This is a genomic window from Paenibacillus campinasensis, from assembly GCF_002272015.1.
Classification (GTDB): domain Bacteria; phylum Bacillota; class Bacilli; order Paenibacillales; family Paenibacillaceae; genus Paenibacillus_AQ; species Paenibacillus_AQ campinasensis.
Genome location: NZ_NPBY01000029.1, coordinates 61,269 through 77,995, shown reverse-complemented (window position 1 = coordinate 77,995; position 16,727 = coordinate 61,269). Strand labels below are relative to the sequence as shown.

Annotated in this window: 16 protein-coding genes and 1 riboswitch; of the genes, 3 read left to right on the top strand and 13 right to left on the bottom strand. The window is 57.8% G+C overall.

From position 1 onward, the window contains the following. Positions 1-45 precede the first annotated feature (45 nt). Positions 46-558, bottom strand: a complete 513-nt coding sequence (locus CHH67_RS09300) for a GNAT family N-acetyltransferase (RefSeq protein WP_095264891.1) — start codon at positions 556-558, stop codon at positions 46-48. Between the two features lie 184 nt (positions 559-742). Between CHH67_RS09300 and CHH67_RS09295 the strand changes: the two genes are divergently transcribed. Further along, a complete protein-coding gene (locus CHH67_RS09295) occupies positions 743-1,831 on the top strand; it encodes a M24 family metallopeptidase (protein ID WP_095264890.1) in 1,089 nt (362 codons plus the stop codon). A gap of 88 nt (positions 1,832-1,919) precedes the next feature. On the opposite strand, the gene CHH67_RS09290 is transcribed toward CHH67_RS09295, so the two are convergent. The 11 genes from CHH67_RS09290 to cobD all read right to left on the bottom strand — a co-directional run bounded on the left by CHH67_RS09290 (position 1,920) and on the right by cobD (position 13,330). After that, positions 1,920-3,314, bottom strand: a complete 1,395-nt coding sequence (locus tag CHH67_RS09290; protein WP_095264889.1) for an L-cystine transporter — start codon at positions 3,312-3,314, stop codon at positions 1,920-1,922. 208 nt (positions 3,315-3,522) lie between these two features. After that, on the bottom strand, positions 3,523-4,344 hold the full coding sequence (cobS, locus tag CHH67_RS09285) for an adenosylcobinamide-GDP ribazoletransferase (protein WP_095264888.1): 822 nt from the start codon (positions 4,342-4,344) through the stop codon (positions 3,523-3,525). Beyond that, positions 4,341-4,916: a bifunctional adenosylcobinamide kinase/adenosylcobinamide-phosphate guanylyltransferase gene (gene cobU / locus CHH67_RS09280; protein WP_095264887.1), complete on the bottom strand. Its 576-nt coding sequence runs from the start codon at positions 4,914-4,916 to the stop codon at positions 4,341-4,343. Before cobU ends, cobS begins: the two co-directional genes overlap by 4 nt. Next, positions 4,913-5,983 carry a nicotinate-nucleotide--dimethylbenzimidazole phosphoribosyltransferase gene (gene cobT, locus CHH67_RS09275; RefSeq protein WP_095264886.1) on the bottom strand — a complete coding sequence of 357 codons (1,071 nt, stop codon included), beginning with the start codon at positions 5,981-5,983 and terminating at the stop codon, positions 4,913-4,915. Before cobT ends, cobU begins: the two co-directional genes overlap by 4 nt. 153 nt (positions 5,984-6,136) lie before the next feature. Next, the gene (locus tag CHH67_RS09270) at positions 6,137-6,937 is read right to left on the bottom strand and encodes an ABC transporter ATP-binding protein (protein WP_095264885.1); all 801 of its coding nucleotides are present in this window, start codon (positions 6,935-6,937) and stop codon (positions 6,137-6,139) included. Then, complete coding sequence (locus CHH67_RS09265; protein ID WP_095264884.1) at positions 6,938-7,981, bottom strand: FecCD family ABC transporter permease; 1,044 nt, start codon at positions 7,979-7,981, stop codon at positions 6,938-6,940. Then, a complete protein-coding gene (locus CHH67_RS09260) occupies positions 7,978-9,006 on the bottom strand; it encodes an ABC transporter substrate-binding protein (RefSeq protein WP_095264883.1) in 1,029 nt (342 codons plus the stop codon). The genes CHH67_RS09265 and CHH67_RS09260 overlap by 4 nt, the downstream gene beginning before the upstream one ends. A 365-nt stretch (positions 9,007-9,371) precedes the next feature. Continuing rightward, positions 9,372-9,582, bottom strand: a riboswitch (cobalamin riboswitch). Between the two features lie 156 nt (positions 9,583-9,738). After that, positions 9,739-10,449 carry a histidine phosphatase family protein gene (locus CHH67_RS09255; protein WP_095264882.1) on the bottom strand — a complete coding sequence of 237 codons (711 nt, stop codon included), beginning with the start codon at positions 10,447-10,449 and terminating at the stop codon, positions 9,739-9,741. Further along, positions 10,440-11,417 carry an adenosylcobinamide-phosphate synthase CbiB gene (gene cbiB / locus CHH67_RS09250; protein ID WP_095264881.1) on the bottom strand — a complete coding sequence of 326 codons (978 nt, stop codon included), beginning with the start codon at positions 11,415-11,417 and terminating at the stop codon, positions 10,440-10,442. Before cbiB ends, CHH67_RS09255 begins: the two co-directional genes overlap by 10 nt. After that, positions 11,414-12,148: an adenosylcobinamide amidohydrolase gene (locus CHH67_RS09245; protein WP_095264880.1), complete on the bottom strand. Its 735-nt coding sequence runs from the start codon at positions 12,146-12,148 to the stop codon at positions 11,414-11,416. The genes cbiB and CHH67_RS09245 overlap by 4 nt, the downstream gene beginning before the upstream one ends. 57 nt (positions 12,149-12,205) lie before the next feature. Then, on the bottom strand, positions 12,206-13,330 hold the full coding sequence (gene cobD / locus CHH67_RS09240) for a threonine-phosphate decarboxylase CobD (RefSeq protein WP_095264879.1): 1,125 nt from the start codon (positions 13,328-13,330) through the stop codon (positions 12,206-12,208). Positions 13,331-13,548: 218 nt separating this feature from the next. Here cobD and lplA point away from each other — a divergent pair, with 218 nt between their 5' ends. Further along, positions 13,549-14,550, top strand: coding sequence for a lipoate--protein ligase (gene lplA, locus CHH67_RS09235; RefSeq protein ID WP_095264878.1), 1,002 nt, complete (start codon positions 13,549-13,551; stop codon positions 14,548-14,550). 206 nt (positions 14,551-14,756) lie between these two features. Here the strand turns inward: lplA and CHH67_RS09230 are convergent, their stop codons facing one another. Next, positions 14,757-15,470 carry a metal-dependent hydrolase gene (locus CHH67_RS09230; RefSeq protein ID WP_095264877.1) on the bottom strand — a complete coding sequence of 238 codons (714 nt, stop codon included), beginning with the start codon at positions 15,468-15,470 and terminating at the stop codon, positions 14,757-14,759. Between the two features lie 293 nt (positions 15,471-15,763). Here CHH67_RS09230 and CHH67_RS09225 point away from each other — a divergent pair, with 293 nt between their 5' ends. Continuing rightward, a complete protein-coding gene (locus CHH67_RS09225; RefSeq protein ID WP_095264876.1) occupies positions 15,764-16,690 on the top strand; it encodes a DMT family transporter in 927 nt (308 codons plus the stop codon). Positions 16,691-16,727 lie beyond the last annotated feature (37 nt).

Below are 16,727 nucleotides of genomic sequence, written 5' to 3'. Positions count from 1 at the left end.
CTGATTTCTTCGTTCAGCTCGATTAGATTTATGAGAAAAGGTCCTTCAGGGAGCCTCCACCTTGCGGCCGACAATGACGAGATCACGCTTGATCCCATCCAGTTCGGCCACGCCGGGAAGAAAGCCCCACTGTTCAAACCCGAACTTTGTCAGAAGCCCCAGGCTTGGCTTGTTATGTCCGAACACCAGCCCGACCAGATTGCTGATACCAAGACGCGGGCATTCCTCGATTGCCTTCGCAACCAGAATGCTCCCGGCTCCGGTGCCCCGGAAACGCTCGTCCACATAGATGCTAATTTCAGCGGTTGCATCATACGCGGCGCGCTCGTGAAAACGCTGAAAACTCATCCAGCCTACGATGTGCTCCTCAGACCGCATTACCCACAGCGGGTGACGATCCGGTGCATGCTCCTCAAACCACTGCATCCGGCTCTCTACCGTGATCGGCTCCAGATCTGCGGTGACGGTCCGACCCGAAATAGTTGAATTGTAAATGTCCACAATAGCTGGCAAATCTTCTTTGACAGCATAATCGATGCGATAAGAATGCAGTGCCATGATTCCCCTCCGAGTGCAATAAAATATCAGTTTATCTGTGATCTAATTAGATTCTATTGTACAAGAACCGGCGAAAAAACGCTTCTGTTTTCTGAGCCGCTTTACTTCAATGCGCGAACCCGTTACCCTTAGGCTAAGTGCTCCAAATGCGCTCCCCAGTTGTGGATAGAAAGGATGAATCAATATGAAGCAACGTCTGGACAAACTCCAACATACGATAAATACCCAGGGCTGGGATCATGTGCTGATCACAGATCCCAAGCATGTCTATTACTTGACCGGCTTTGCCAGCAATCCGCATGAACGGTTCCTTGGGCTGCTGCTCTCCGCTGCGGAGGAGCCCGTGCTGGTTGTGCCCGCGCTGGATGCCGAGGCCGCTCATGCGGCCTCGATCGTGAACCACATCGTTACCCATCAGGACACGGACAACCCTTACGAGCTGCTGAAAGGCATCATTCCGGGTTCCGCGGGCGTATTGGCCGTTGAGAAGGAGCAGCTGACCGTCTCCCGTTATGAACAGCTGCAGCATCACTTGTCCGTTTCCCGCTATGAGGACGCAGGCCCGGTACTGCGCGAGATGCGGGTCCGGAAGTCGCCCGAGGAAGTTCAGGTGATCAGACATGCCGTGCAGCTCGTGGAAGAGGTCCTTCAACGCGGCCTTGCGCAGACGAAGGCCGGCGTTAGCGAAATCGAGCTTGTCGCGGAGCTGGAATATACGATGAAGAAGCTGGGAGCCGAAGGCCCTTCCTTCTCCACCATGGTGCTGTCCGGCCCCAATACCGCGCTGCCGCACGGTGTTCCGGGATCGCGGAAGATCGAGCCTGGCGACCTGGTGATGTTCGACCTGGGCGTGTACGCCAGCGGTTATGCCTCCGATATTACCCGGACCGTGGCTGTGGGCCAGCCTTCCTCTGAGGCGGTCCGCATCTATGAAACGGTTCTTGCTGCGAATACAGCGGGCATTCAGGCAGTCAAGCCGGGCGCTTCCTACGCTTCTATTGATCAGGCTGCCAGAGATGTCATCGCGAACGCGGGATACGGCCCTGCCTTCGTCCATCGGCTCGGGCATGGCCTAGGCATGGATGTGCACGAGTATCCTTCGGTGCACGGGCAGAACAGCGATACCGCGCAGACGGGCGCTGTGTTTACCATTGAGCCGGGCATTTATGTACCCGGTGTAGGAGGCGTCCGCATCGAGGACGATGTGCTCGTGACCGGGACAGGGGTTGAGGTGCTGACCACGTTCCCCAAGGAGCTTACCATCATCGGTTAATATGAATATCCCATTATAATGAGAAAAAGCCCGTGAGGCCTTGCGCACAAGCAAGGCCTCACGGGCTTTCTTCTTCCTGATTCAATGCTTATGCTTGAATCATATCCAGCTCGATGTTCTTGTCGTTGAACACATCTTTATCCACTTCATTCATCACCTTGCCGGTGATGGCACCTGCCGTCATCGAGTCATTGACATTGAGGGCAGTGCGGCCCATGTCGATCAGCGGCTCAACCGAGATCAGAAGGCCCGCCAGCGCCACCGGCAGATTCATGGTGGACAGAACGATCAGCGATGCAAAAGTCGCGCCGCCACCAACGCCCGCTACACCGAACGAGCTGATCATGACGACCACAATCAGGGTAAGGATAAACGACCACGAAGTCGGATCGATACCTGCTGTCGGTGCAATCATAACCGCCAGCATGGCCGGATAAATACCGGCGCAGCCGTTCTGGCCGATCGTTGCCCCGAAGGAAGCGGACAGATTGGCAATTCCTTCAGACACTCCTAGCTTCTTGCTCTGTGTCTGAACATTCAGCGGAATCGTTGCTGCGCTCGAGCGTGAAGTAAAGGCAAACGTCAGGGTAGGGAATACCTTCTTCACATAGGTTACCGGATTATATCCGAACAGCGCCAGCAGAATGAGATGAATGATAAACATCGCAATGAGCGCAACGTAAGAAGCGAGTACAAAGTCAATCAGATTCATAATCACCGCGAGATCTGTCGTGGCGATCGTCTTCGCCATCAGCGCCAAAATCCCGTAAGGTGTCAGTCTAAGTACCAGTGTCACGATGCGCATAACGACACCGTACACCGCGTTGATCATACCGCGGAAGGTCTCCGCCTGCTCCTTGTTCTTCCGGTCAAGCCCAAGCACGGCTATCCCGATGAACGCCGAGAATATCACGACCGCAATCGTTGATGTTCTTCTGGCTCCCGTCATGTCCGCGAACGGATTGCTCGGAATGAAGTCCAGAATTTGTTGCGGGAGTGTTCTTCCTTCCACATCCCCCAGCCGCTCTTCAAGAATAGCGCCTTGCCGCTGTTCTACCTCTCCGCCTTGAATATTCACAGCCGACAAGTCGAAGGCCAGCGCAGTCGTAATCCCGACAGCAGCTGCCACGGCCGTTGTTGCCAGCAGCACCGTGATGATCAGACCGCTCATTTTGCCAAGGTTACGTCCGCCTTTCAGCTTCATAATCGCCGAGATGATGGACACCATAATCAATGGAATGACCATCATCTGAAGCAGCCTTACATAACCATACCCCACCAGATTGAACCAGTCCGCCGACTTAATAACGACATCCGACGTAGAGGTGTAGATCCATTGAAGCGCCACCCCGAACAGGACGCCGAGACCCAGCCCTGCAAACACCCGTTTTGTAAACGAGTAATGCTTCTTCTGCATCCAGAACAAAATGCCGATCAACAGGATCAAAACTAGCACGTTGATGATAACCCACAATGTTTCCATACCTTGTTGTAGCTCCTCCCTCAACAACTGTTCAGCTGTTGTTAATGTTGTGCAATAAGTGCGTTATATATGAATTATTCCCCGAGGTAAGCCCGCTTCATAACATCACCCAATTTGCAACATACATTATCTGCATTTTTACGCCCAATGTCAACTATTTTTATCGGGATTATAATTCTTATGTGGGAAAGCTTTATTTTGGAAATATTTAAGTCAAGCTTAGCATAAATACCATCCATAACAGCAGCAGCATCTCTACCAGCTCATTCAGAGCACCGTATGTATCCCCTGTTAATCCCCCAAGCCGCCTGTTGATTCGTGATCCAACCATCACTCCGGCGATATAGGCTGCCAGCGGCAGCAGCAGTACCCCCAGGCCGATTGTGAAGCGGACAGCGTCTTCTTCAACAGAAGCCAGCACGAACACCGCTCCCGCACATGTCAGCACAAAAGCCAGCATAAACGATTGGAACACTCTTCGGCCCGAAAGCCCCCGGAACAGGGAGGCAAGTCCCTCGCTGCCGCGGGCCGTTTCCCAGCGAAACATCGCATATACCATGACCCACCGGCTCCAGATCGGCGCGAGCACGAGCAAGAGGGTCCACGCTTTCCACGCTCCCTCCGCAAGCTCGTATAAGGAAGCGATCAGCGCTGCCTTCAACATCAGCACCAAGACGCAGGCGATGACTCCCATTGCGCCGACGCGGCTGTCCTTCATGATTTCCAGCATCCGGTCACGGGAACGGTGACTCAGCAGCGCATCGGCGCTGTCCATCAAGCCGTCCAGATGCAGTCCTCCGGTCAAAGCAGTCCAGACGATCAGCAGCAGCACCGCCAGAGGCAGCGAAGGGAGCACGTATCCAAGCGCCCAGCCCACCGCGCATACCACCGCCCCGATGGCTGCGCCAACCAGCGGATAATAGACTACGCTCCGCTGCTGCACTTCGGGGGTGAACGGAATTTCATACCGCACCGGAAACCGGGATAAAAATTGAAAAGCGGCCGCAGCCGCTTCCAAACTTTTGTTCATATCAAAAACTCCCTGCTTTTGATTTCCAACGGAATGCCAGCGGTGACAAGAAACACCTCATCACACTGCCTGGCAAGCCGCTGATTCATCAGCCCGGCCCAGTCCCGGAATATCCGCCCCAGCGGGTATTCCGGCACGATGCCGGAGCCGACCTCGTTCGTCACCAGAATGACATGACCCGGGTAATGCTCGACCGCTGCAACAAGGCTGTTGATCCGAAGCGACAGCCGCTCCTCTTCGAAATCATGCCCTTCCCGCTCAATCTCCAGCAGCACATTGGTCAGCCACAGTGTCAGGCAGTCTACCAGCAAGGCTGGCGCGCCGTCTCTCCGGTGGCTTAAACTGCCGAGCAGCTCGGGCAGCAGCAGCGGCTCCTCCACCGTTTCCCAAGGATAGAGCGCACCTTGGCGACGTTCCCGGTGATGCCTTATCCGGTCCCGCATCTCCTCATCGTAGGCCTGCGCTGTAGCGATATAGACGCTGGCGGGCGCTCTATGCATCGACAGCCTTTCGGCAAAGGAGCTTTTCCCGCTTCGCGCACCCCCGGTTACCAGCACCTTAGCATTCTTCATGTGGCCCCTCCGCTGACGCCTGCGCTCTCAAACGTCGCCATCTCCTGCATGATCCGGCAAGCCGCATCCACCAGATGCAGGCTCAGTACCCCGCCGGTGCCCTCCCCGAGGCGCATGTCCATCTCCAGCATCGGGCTGAGCCCAAGCTCCTGCAGCAGCAGCCGATGCCCGCTCTCCTGGGATACATGGGAAGCGATGAGGTATGGCAAGACGGCCGGGTTGACCGCTGTGGCAATGAAGGCAGCCGCACTGGAAATAAATCCGTCAATGACGACCGGACGGCCCTGAGCGGCCGCTCCCAGAATCAGACCAGCCAGCCCCCCGATCTCCAGTCCGCCCACCTTGGCCAGCACATCGATCGGATCGTCGGCACGAGGACGGTTAATCTGAATCGCCTGCTCCAGAACCTGAATTTTGTGCAGCAGCTTCTCATCCGTGATGCCTGTCCCCCGGCCTGCTGTTTCAGCCGGAGGCCTGCCGGACAGCACCGATAATATCGCTGCGCTCGGCGTTGTGTTGCCGATTCCCATCTCCCCGGTGACGAACAGCTGTGTCCCTTGCCGGACCAGCTCTGCTGCGATCTCGGCGCCTGTCAGGACAGACCGGACCGCCTCTTCCCTGGACATGGCCGGTCCCTTGGCCATATTCGCCGTTCCCCGGCGGATGTTCCGCGCCAGCAGCCGCTCATGCGTCAACTCCACCGCAACGCCGATATCAACGCACTGCACGTCCGCTCCCGCCTGCCGGGCCAGAACATTGACCGCTGCCCCGCCGTTCAGGAAATTCAGCACCATCTGGGGCGTGACCTCCGATGGAAACGCGCTTACGCCTTCCTCGCACACACCGTGATCCCCAGCCATAACAACAACGCTTTTCTTCGTGAGTACAGGCTTCATCTCACCGGTAATGCCAGCCAGCTGAATCGCCAGCGCCTCCAGCTTCCCGAGACTGCCTGGAGGCTTGGTCAGCGTATCCAGATACGCCGCTGCCGCCTGAGCCGCTGCGGTATCCAGCGGCCGGATCGTCCCGATATGCTCTCTCACTTGCTCAAGGCTCCAATCGCCCATTAGGGTTCCCCTCCTCCGCCGAGATATCGTTATCACTACTGTATATTGTAACTGATTGGTGAACGGATGTGTGGTTACCCGTTCGGTAGCCGCTCGGTGTTGCTGACTTGCTGATCCTGCCCGGCTGCGGCTCGGCTTCTCCTGTTGCCTTGACTAGTCCTCCTTCAGGCTCCCCCTGGCATCACCTTTGGTGATCAGCACCTGGGGCGCGCCGTTCACAGGATGTCTCACAATGGCCGGATCGATTTGAAAAATATGGCGGATATTGTCCTCGGTCAATACCTCTTCCGGCAGGCCGCGTCCGGCAGCCGTTCCGTTATGAAGTATAAGCAGCCGGTCGCAATACTGGGCTGCCAGATTGAGGTCGTGCAGCACGCTGATGACCGTGATGCCCGATTCCTTTCTCCAGCCGGCCACCAGATCCATGAACCGCTGTTGGTAGCGAATATCGAGATACGTTGTCGGTTCATCAAGCAGCAGCAGCGTCGGCTCCTGAGCCATCACTTTTCCAAGCGCAGCCCGCTGCCGCTGTCCCCCGCTCAATTCATCGATCCGCTTGTCGGCCAGCAGGGTCAGATCAAGCCGGTTCAGGATGGCTTCAATCCGTTCGGATGGATCTTCGTGCTCTCTGCCAAGCCAGTTCTGGAACGGGTACCTGCCCATCTCCAGCACCTCGCGAACTGTGAATCCGCTCGGAGCCAGCCCCTCCTGCTGCAGCACGGCCATCATCCGGGCGATCTCCTTACGGCTGTAGCTGCCGACCTCTCGCCCCAGCAGGCGAACGCTCCCCGCCGTAGGCTTCTCAATACCGGACAGCAGATGCAGCAGCGTCGATTTGCCGCTGCCGTTCGGGCCGATGATGCCCCACCACTCGCCCTCAGCTGCGCTGAAATCAACATCGCTAAGGACCGTCGTTTCTCCGAAGCTTTTGCCAAGCCCGTGCGCTGTAATCATCTATGCACCCTCCCTCCGCCGTTTTTTGTTCCGGTAGAGCAAGTAGGCGAAGAACGGCGCACCGATAAACGCGGTGACAACCCCAAGCGGAATTTCCGTCGGAGCCAGCACCGACCGCGCCGCCGTATCGCACCAGACCATGAAGATGGCGCCGCCAAGCGCTGACAGCGGAACGATAATGCGATAATCGGGTCCGGTGATGAGCCGGATCATATGCGGCACGACCAGCCCGACGAATCCGATCACACCGGATACAGAGACCGCCGCTGCCGCCAGCAGCGTAGCCACCACAAGCACGCTGATCTTGAGGCGATCCACATTCAGCCCCATATGCGCTGCCTGGCGCTCTCCGAGCGACAGCAGATTCAGCGCCCGCGAGCGGCTCCACAGATAGATAAACCCTGCCGCGAAATACGGGAAAAGGATGGCCGTATACGACCATCCGCGCAAACTGAGACTTCCCATCGTCCAATATAGTATCTGGTTGACCGTCTCCTTGGACATGATCGTCAAGAATGACACAATCGCCCCCAAAAACGACTGCATAACCACGCCGGATAAAATGAGCCCATGTATCGGCAGCTTCCCCTGGTCCCGCGCCAGCGTGAGCACGATCCACAGCGTGCCGGCCCCGGTCAGAAAAGCCACCATCGGCAGCGTGTAACCGCCAAAAACCGAGTATTCCATACCAAAAAAGATCAAGGAAGCGGCGCCCAGCGCCGCTCCTGAGGATACACCCAGCGTGAAGGGATCGGCCAGCGGGTTGCGAAGCACACCCTGAAACGCTGCACCCGCCACGGCCAGGGAAGCTCCGACCAGCATGCCCAGCAAAATGCGAGGCAGCCGAACCTTCATTAGAATCTGCTCCGAGGAGGTCTCCCAGGTCGGAGCAATCCAATCGCCGATCCAGGGAATCCGATGCAGCAGCATCGCTCCGATCTCCCTTGCAGGCAGGTGGACGGAGCCGATGCCGAGGCTGACAATGAGCGTCAGCAGAAGCAAGGCGACGCCGGCCGCACCGTAACCCGCAAGCTTGCTTCTCATGGATTCATCAGTTCCGGATAGATCGCCTTGGCCACTTCAATAAGCCCCTGCGTCACCCGCGGGCCCGGACGGCTCAGCAGATTATCATCCAGTCCCACGATCCGGTCATTCTTGATCGCTTCAATCTGATCCCAGCCGCTGCGTTCTTTAATCATGACATCCAGCGTTTTCTGGCTGGACTCGTCCACAACGTTGGCCGAATACAGGATCACGTCCGGATTAGCAGCGATAATGTTCTCTTCACTGATTTCAAACCAGCCTTCCTGATCCCCGGCCACATTGATGCCGCCAGCCAGCGTAATCATCTCGTCCATGAACTCGCCCTTGCCAACCGTCCAGCCTGGGGAGAACTCCACGTATACCTTCTTCTTCTCTTCCTCGGAAAGCGATTGTACCGCTTCTGTTACCGAGGCCAGCTCCTGCTTCATCTGTTCTACGACCTGTCCGGCTTCGGCCTGACGGTCCGTGATTTGTCCAAGCAGCAATATGCTCTCCATGACGTCTTCAATCGTCTTCGGATTGTTGACATATACGGTGATGCCAAGGCCCCGCAGCTGCTCGGCCGTCTCCGCGTTCATCGTTGCCGAGAAAACAACATCCGGCCCGGCGGCGATCAGCGCCTCCTCGTTCACCTGAAATCCGCCCATCCTAGGCTTGGTGGTTGCCGCTTCAGGATAATCATCATAATCCGTTACGCCGACGATCTCCTCATCCAGCCCGAGTGCGAACAGCTTCTCAGTCTCGGAAGGAGACAAGGATACAATCTTCGCCGGCGCCTGCTCGAATGTGATCTCGGTTCCAGTTGCGTCGGTTACGGTCAGCGGATATTCGGTCTTGAGTTCCCCCTCATCGCTCGCCGGCGTTTGGCCCGTTGACTCCTCCTGTCCGTCCGTCTCGGCCGGCTGCTCCTGTGCCGTCCCGTTCGTCTCACCTTGCTGCTCCTTGCCCGCGCCGCAGCCGACAAGCGACAGCGCCAGCAGCAGCGCTGCCAGCACAGATAACCACGGTTTCATCATTGCTTTCATATTCCTCATGTCCCCCTAATGACTAATTATTGAGAATGGGCTTGCATCATGACTGATCTCCCGATCCTTGCGAGTCTATTGCATGATAGAAGGAAGAGGACAGAATAATGCACCTAAACCACTGCTCTGTCTCCATACCAAAAAAGTCCCGGATTCCGCCATCGGAACCAGGGACTACGTTCGTGTCATCGGACTGCCTGAATCTGCCGGCACAGGGCTTGCCTGACGGCCACCTACACCCATGTATCAGCTCGGCTGCAAAGCCCTGCTTCCCCCGTTCCCGTCCTCAATCCGGGGCACCAGGTAAGCCATCTCACAGCCTTAGACGCAAAAGTCCTGCAAACGCAATCCTTTCCTCGAAGGACCGTTTCTCATTCGCCATGGCAGGTCTCCTGACTTACAGGCCTTCACGACCTCTCCGCCTTCCCGGGCTGACAACCGTCTGCTCAGTGGCATCTGGAGAGATCTCCTGTTTCACAGTGGCGGGACCGTGCCGGATTCACACCGGCTTCCCTATTAACCAGACAGAAGCATCCTGCTGCGCCTCCTGCCCGGACCATGGCAAAATGTATTGAATTCGTATGTGTCAAGCTTCTCATCTCTGCACAAGATTATAGGCGATAACGCCTTGTCTTACAACCGAAAATTTCTTGGCGGCCAAGTGGTCAGAGCATGCGTCCTCCCTGCCCTGACTGCATCCGGACGCTCACCGGCAGCAGATGCAGCCGGGTGTCAAGGCAGACGCTCGCCGCGCCAGCCTGCGCTGCTTCTGGTGAGACGCACCCGAAGCGCTTCACCGGGCTCAAGCGGCAGCGCCCAGAACTTCACACCGTCCACCAGCTGTGTCATCATCTGCCGGATGACGCCCCCATGGGTCACGATCAGCACATCGGATGGTCCGCATGCCGCTTCAGGCCGCTTCCCGTGCCCGCCTTCGAGAGCTCCGGATTCCGCGGCTCCAGCCATCTCGTCAAGCTCCAGGTACAGGTTGTTCAGAAACTGACCGATCCGCTGCTGGAACGCCTCCCAGCTCTCACCGCCCGGCGGCGTGACAGAGGACGGATCATCGATCCAGCTGCGGTACGCCGGATTCTCCTTCAGATCATCATAGGTTTTGCCTTCCCATTGTCCGAAGTCCAGCTCGCGCAGCCGGACATCATAACAGACCCCCGGCACCGTTTCTCCCAGCTTGGCCGGAATCAGAGCAGGCGCCTGATCCGCTCCCGTCGCTGACAGCACGTAACCTAGCGTCTGTCTGCATCGGCTGAGGTCGCTGCAGTAGATCTTGCCAAAGTCATGTCTATGATAGCGTCTCCTCAGCGGCTCAAGTTCGGTTAGAGCCCCTGGCGCAAGAAGCTGATCGGTATGCCCCATATATCGGCGCTGCTCATTCCAGCGCGTCCGGCCATGCCGGAGCAGATGGACAACGACACTTACAGCCATAACCGCCCTCCCATTTCCTGAACCAGGATCAGAATCGCGGTGCCCAGGATGGCGAACATCAGCGAGACAGCCAGCAGGAGCCGGGCGGTGGTCCGAATATCTTCCGCCCGCAGCGGGCGATCGGGATCGCCCATAAAGGCGCGGAAAGAGACCACCCCTTGATAGCGGTTCTCACCGCCAAGCCGGATGCCCAGCGCCCCGGCAACCGCCGATTCTGGAAATCCGCTGTTCGGACTCGGATGCTTCCTAGCGTCGCGGCGAACGATATGGAGCGCCCGCCTCCACTTGAGCGACAGGAGCGCCGAAGCCGCCACAAGCAATCCGGCCGTCAGCCTGGCCGGTATCCAGTTCGCAGCATCGTCCAGCCTGGCGGAGGCCCAGCCCAGCTGCGCGTACTGTTCATTCTTGTAGCCGACCATGGAATCGAGCGTATTGACCGCCCGGTAAGCCATGGCCAGCGGCGCCCCGCCGATCAAGGCATAGAAGAGCGGCGACACGACCGCATCCACAATGTTCTCCGCCACGGTCTCAACCGTCCCGCGAACGACCTCCGGCTCATCCAGATGGTCCGTGTCCCTGCCGACAATCATCCCGAGCGAGCGGCGCGCCTGCGTCATATTTCCGGACCGGAGATCGCGATACACCTCCAGACCGGCATCCCGGAGCCCCTTGATCGCAATCGTGGTGGCGATCAGCACCGCTTCCGCCCCGATGCCGAGCCAGGGGTGAACGCGCGTTAGGGCCGCAATCAGCAGCCAGGTGAGCGCGAAGGAGCTGCCGACCACGATCAGCGGCAGCAGCACGCCGGCCCGCTTCAGCCCCAGCGGCGAGGTGACACGCCGCCGGATGCGCTGCTCCACGGCGCGGATGAGCTTGCCCATCCCGATGACCGGATGCGGCAGCCGGCGCGGATCCCCGATCAGCAGATCCAGCGCCACCGCCGCCCATATAACCCAGGCTGCATTCATGGCAGCGCCTTCCTGTAAGCGGCCAGACTCTCAGCAACGCTCTCATATACGAGTCGCCCGATCATCCCGCCAAGATCGGTGGCGGTTCCGGCATACCGATGCTCGGTGCCATAGGCCTCACTCTGGCTGGCACAGACCACAATGGCATCGGTTGTCGTGCCGGTCGCCAGCGTATCGGTCTCTGCGTCACGCACGCCGAGATCACCGAGCGCCGCCGCCTTCGCCTCCGCTGCTGTAAGGACCGCATTCACAAGGCAGGCGTGCGTCAGCTTCCCGTCGATCAGCAGCACCGTGTTGATCGTGCCCGGCTTGTACGCCGCCGCATACGTCGTTCTGGCCGCCCCCGCCCGGGCAGCATTGCCCGCGCCGGCGGTCGTGCAGCATAGAACCGATGCCTCGCTGCCTCGCTCTTCCCACAGCGAAACCTGCTGCAGCTTCACGGCGGTTAACAGCCCCGCCGTCGAAGCGGGCGGATAGCCGCAGGCCGCCGCGAACGCCTGCATATCCGACACCGGATCGCTGCAATCATAGCTGTGATCGACATACCGGTTCACGATGTGATCCAGTTGAACGAACCCGCCGCCGAATACCGCGCTGCTGACTGCATCGCTCGCCCGGGGCAAGGACAGCAGCAGATGAGGATGCCCTCCCGCCACGAGCGACAGCCGGACTCCTTCCCATATGGATGATGTCACATGACCGGTCATTCCGTTTATAAATGGCAACGCCATGTTGCTCTCCCCCTTATTCCACCTGCATTGTTTCAGAACAGACGCCACACCGGCGCTTCATGTCCACGTCCCGGGCTGTTTCGCCAGCACCTCCGCTATCGCATGCAGCAGTCGCTGATTGGCGGCAGCATCCTTCACCGCCAGCCGGATATGTCCTGCTCTAAGCCCGGGATACATGGCGCAGCTTCGCACCAGGATACCGCACCGTCCCATCTCGCGCTGGAACCGCTCGGCGTTCCACGGCTCGGGCAGCTCTGCGAGCACATAGTTCGCCTCTCCCGGCGAGACCCGGAAGCGCAGGGCCCGCAAGCCGTCCGTCAGCCGCGAGCGCTCGGTATCGATCAGCGCCAGCGTCTGCTGTTCAAAATCCCGGCCGCTCGCCAGGCAGGCCTCCCCGGCCAGCAGTGCCAGCCCGTTCACGCTCCAGGTCACCTGCTTGCCCGCCATCGCCCGGATCACCTCGGGATGCGCGCATGCATAGCCGAGCCGAAGCCCCGGGATGGCATAAAACTTCGTCATCGACCTGATAATGACCGTTCTCGGATAATTGGCGAGCTCGGGCAGCAGCGTCTGACGCTGCCGTGCCGGAATAAAATCGATAAACGCCTCATCCAGCACCAACCAGGCGCCGCACCGCTCCGCGGCGCCGGCCAGCTGGCGAATGTCGGCGAGCTCGTACTGAACGCCGTTCGGATTGTTCGGCTGTCCGAGGAATACGAGATCCGTGGCGGACAGGAGTTCCGCAATCTGCGCCTTATCCGCCCTCCAGTCCCTGTCCTCCCGGCCGTAGACGGTACGCACCTTGCAGCCGAACTGCTCGGCCAACTGGCGGTACTCCGAGAAGCAGGGCTCCACCACGCCGACCGTTTGCGGCTTTAGTCCAAGCAGCAGCAGCGCCATGCACTCGGCAGCCCCGTTGCCGGCCAGCAGCTGCTCCTCCCCGATCCCGAGCTTGTCGGACAGCCGTCGCTTGAACCCGCGATGACCGGGGTCCGGGTAACGGATAATTGCCTTCATTGCATCCTGGAGCGCATGCATGACCTCCTGGGGAGGGCCAAGCGGATTAATATTGGCACTGTAGTCCAAGTAGGCAGCCGCGTCTCCTCCGAATCTCTGCGCCGCGGTCTCCACATCGCCGCCATGCCCGTATACCTCCACGAACGGATGGCTGTTGTCACTCATCTATAATCCCCCCGCCTGCTTGCGGCTGCAGCAAGAACGAATGATGTCCTGCTCGCTTAGCCACGGCCGCAGCACCGTATAATATCAACCGGATTCAATGCCTCATTATGTCTTGCCGCCGCCCGCCGCGTCAACAGATATGCCTTTGTCTCCCTAGGAAAATTGGTTTACAATAGGTTTTGGACACACCATTTCGTAATCGTAACGGAGGAAACGTCATGCTGTTTATCGATAACCAGGGAATTCACGATCCCACCATAAATCTAGCGATTGAAGAGTATGCTTTGAAGCATCTGTCCACAGATGAAAGCTACCTTCTGTTTTATATCAACAGCCCTTCCATCATTATCGGGAAGCATCAGAATACGATTGAAGAGATCAATCAGGAATATGTGCGCGACCACAATATTCAGGTGGTGCGCCGTCTGTCCGGCGGCGGGGCTGTCTATCATGATCTCGGCAACCTCAACTTCAGCTTTATTACGAAGGATGACGGCCAGTCCTTTCACAATTTCCTGAAATTCACACAGCCGGTCATCGACTTTCTGCAGAAGATGGGCGTCCCGGCTGAACTGAGCGGCCGCAACGACCTGCAGGTCGGGGAGAAGAAGATATCCGGCAACGCCCAATTCGCTACGCGCGGCCGGATGTTCAGCCACGGTACTCTGATGTTCGACCTTAATCTGGACGATGTCCAGGCGTCGCTGAACGCGAACCCGGAGAAGTTCAAATCCAAGAGCACCAAGTCGGTCCGCAGCCGTGTAGCCAACATTAAGGAGCTGCTTGGCACCGACATGACCATCGAGGAGTTCCGGGCCGAGCTGCTGCGTTCCATCTTCGGCATGGAACCGGATCAAGTGCCGCAATATGTGCTGCAGGAGAAGGATTGGGAGATCATCCGCCAAATCTCGGAGGAGCGCTATCGGAATTGGGACTGGAACTACGGTCAATCGCCGGAAAGCAATGTGAAGCATGCGAAGAAATTCCCGGCCGGCATTATCGACATTCGCATGAACATTAAGGATGGGCATATTGCGGAGATTAAAATTTACGGGGACTTCTTCGGCGTGGGGGATGTCACCGACATCGAGAATCTGCTCCGCGGCAAACGTTATGAAGAACAGTCTGTCCGGTCCGCACTTGCAGATATAAACGTCAAGCATTACTTCGGCAATATCGAGTTCGATGATCTGGTCGGGCTTATTTTCCTCGAAGAATAACCTGCTTCCATCCATACCCCAACAACAAAAAACCTCCTGTCCTGCGGGTCATCCCCGGCGAAGACAGGAGGTTTTTCTGCGATCATGTACAGAAAGAGAGCAAGCGAACAACCCGCTCACAATCCACGCGCTGCATGAAGACCGGCACAAGGCAGGCATGCCGGGCAGAGGCGCCGGGAGATGCAATACCGCGCCTCACTTCGAAGTTACCGCGACCCCATGAACACATACCAGACGAGCAGCAGGGTCAATAAAATAAAAACATTCTCTACATTTCTCCCCCACTTGCTGCCTGTGCTCATCATTTTGAGCTTGATCTTGAATTTGAATGGCGGCAGCGGACGAATGCCATGGTTCGTAAGCGCATCGGACAGCAGATGAATGAAATAGGATATGCCTCCGGCAATCCATAAGCTTTCCGCCCCTTCCCTGCCCTGGGAAGCGAAATAAAGCAGCGCCGTCCAGCCCACCGTTGCGTACAGCGTATGTGTCAAACCGCGGTGTGTCACCAGCGACGCCGCGATGAGGACGCTGCCGGCAATGGTGTTCCACGGGCTCAGTCTCTGACCGAGAAACAGCAGCCCCAGGCCGATCAGAAACATGACGACATGCCGCAGCGTCCGCCCCGGGAGAAACGACACCATCCCGATCAGGGCGGACAAGACGAGATTCCACGGCGTATATTCCGAGCCGTAATATCCGACGATGAGTGCAGCGCCGATAAGCGACAGCTGGAGAATGCGCAGCAGTTCCGTCGGGATCGCCCGGCGCACCAGCAGCGAGTTCGGCTCGTCGATGTCGGGAAGAAGCGAGCTGACCAAAGCCACGCCGACCGCAGGGAGCGTCACGGGGACGCCAGCCAGGCCCATGATGGATACGGTGACCCCCGTCCCGATAATCAAATGTGCTCTTCCCATCATGATGATTACTTCCTTTCGGCTGTGGGTAACGAACTGCACCCTGAATGAGAATACATGTTCGGTTATTCAGTATAGCAAATTCCCTGCCATGTTGTCCATATTCATCCATTCTCCGTCTATGGCCCTGCCACTCTTCCGCCGCCCGGCATACCGTTTAAGGCACGCTCCGTCCGGCTGCTTCCGAGCGCAAAAGTGCTTGTCCCAGTCCCGGTTATGGGATACAATTTGGTCACTTGCTGTTTTACAGCCATAGTTAGGGAAGACCTGTTACGTCAGAAAGGATGACCTCTGTAGTGAACCGTTCGCGAATGGCCGATATGAGCCTGCTTATGGTGGCGATGCTGTGGGGCAGCACCTTCCTCATCGTGCAGCATGCGGTGCGAATTTTGCCGCCGATGGCTTTTAACGCCGTCCGCTTTTTGGGTGCCGCCCTGCTGCTGGCGCTTATCATTTCCGTCTTTTATTCCAGGCAGTGGAAGCAGCTGTCCGTCAGAATGGTGCTCCATGCCTGTCTGCTTGGACTTTTTTTGTTTATCGGCTATGCGTTTCAGACCGCGGGGCTGCTGTATACCACCACCTCCAATGCCGGATTTATTACCGGTCTGTCCGTGGTGCTCGTCCCCTTCCTGTCGTTTGTGCTGCTGAAGCATTCCATCTCCAGAATGACCTGGGTCAGCGCATTTCTGGCTGCTGCCGGACTGTACTTGCTCGCCTTTGCCGGCAGCGGGATGAGCCTGAACAAAGGGGATGCGCTCGTGCTTGTCTGTGCGTTCGGATTCGCGCTACACATCGGCTATACCGGATTATACGCAACCAAGTATCCTCCGCTGCTGCTTGCCGCGCTGCAAATGGCGGTCGTTGGTGTGCTCAGCATGGCCGCCTCCGGGGCAACCGAGACCTTCGCCAATACGTCGGAGATTTACGACATGCTGCAGCAGCCCGATGTCATCTGGGCGCTTGTGGTGTCCATCGGGCCGGCCAGCGCCTTCGCCTTCTGGATCCAGACTGCTTGCCAGAAATTCACCACCCCATCCCGGGTGGCGGTCATTTACGCGATGGAGCCCGTCTTCGCCGCGTTGACCGGAATGCTGTTTGCCGGCGAGCGTCTCGGCACTGCAGGCATATTCGGATGTGTGTGCATTCTGGCGGGCATGATTATGGCAGAATTGAAGTCTGCACCGGAAGCGGAATTGAAGTCTGTGCCGGAACAGGTACAATAGAATCACAGGTATGATGAGTTAGAGAGAGAACAATACA

Excerpts from the sequence above, each read along its gene's own strand:
- CHH67_RS09255 (WP_095264882.1), bottom strand. The coding sequence starts at position 10,449 with ATGGCTGTAAGTGTCGTTGTCCATCTGCTCCGGCATGGCCGGACGCGC.
- CHH67_RS09270 (WP_095264885.1), bottom strand. The coding sequence starts at position 6,937 with ATGATTACAGCGCACGGGCTTGGCAAAAGCTTCGGAGAAACGACGGTC.
- CHH67_RS09300 (WP_095264891.1), bottom strand. The coding sequence starts at position 558 with ATGGCACTGCATTCTTATCGCATCGATTATGCTGTCAAAGAAGATTTG.
- CHH67_RS09230 (WP_095264877.1), bottom strand. The coding sequence starts at position 15,470 with ATGATGGGAAGAGCACATTTGATTATCGGGACGGGGGTCACCGTATCC.
- CHH67_RS09260 (WP_095264883.1), bottom strand. The coding sequence starts at position 9,006 with ATGAAAGCAATGATGAAACCGTGGTTATCTGTGCTGGCAGCGCTGCTG.
- cobT (WP_095264886.1), bottom strand. The coding sequence starts at position 5,983 with ATGGGCGATTGGAGCCTTGAGCAAGTGAGAGAGCATATCGGGACGATC.
- lplA (WP_095264878.1), top strand. The coding sequence starts at position 13,549 with ATGCTGTTTATCGATAACCAGGGAATTCACGATCCCACCATAAATCTA.
- cbiB (WP_095264881.1), bottom strand. The coding sequence starts at position 11,417 with ATGAATGCAGCCTGGGTTATATGGGCGGCGGTGGCGCTGGATCTGCTG.
- CHH67_RS09265 (WP_095264884.1), bottom strand. The coding sequence starts at position 7,981 with ATGAGAAGCAAGCTTGCGGGTTACGGTGCGGCCGGCGTCGCCTTGCTT.
- CHH67_RS09290 (WP_095264889.1), bottom strand. The coding sequence starts at position 3,314 with ATGGAAACATTGTGGGTTATCATCAACGTGCTAGTTTTGATCCTGTTG.
- cobD (WP_095264879.1), bottom strand. The coding sequence starts at position 13,330 with ATGAGTGACAACAGCCATCCGTTCGTGGAGGTATACGGGCATGGCGGC.
- cobS (WP_095264888.1), bottom strand. The coding sequence starts at position 4,344 with ATGAACAAAAGTTTGGAAGCGGCTGCGGCCGCTTTTCAATTTTTATCC.
- cobU (WP_095264887.1), bottom strand. The coding sequence starts at position 4,916 with ATGAAGAATGCTAAGGTGCTGGTAACCGGGGGTGCGCGAAGCGGGAAA.
- CHH67_RS09245 (WP_095264880.1), bottom strand. The coding sequence starts at position 12,148 with ATGGCGTTGCCATTTATAAACGGAATGACCGGTCATGTGACATCATCC.
- CHH67_RS09295 (WP_095264890.1), top strand. The coding sequence starts at position 743 with ATGAAGCAACGTCTGGACAAACTCCAACATACGATAAATACCCAGGGC.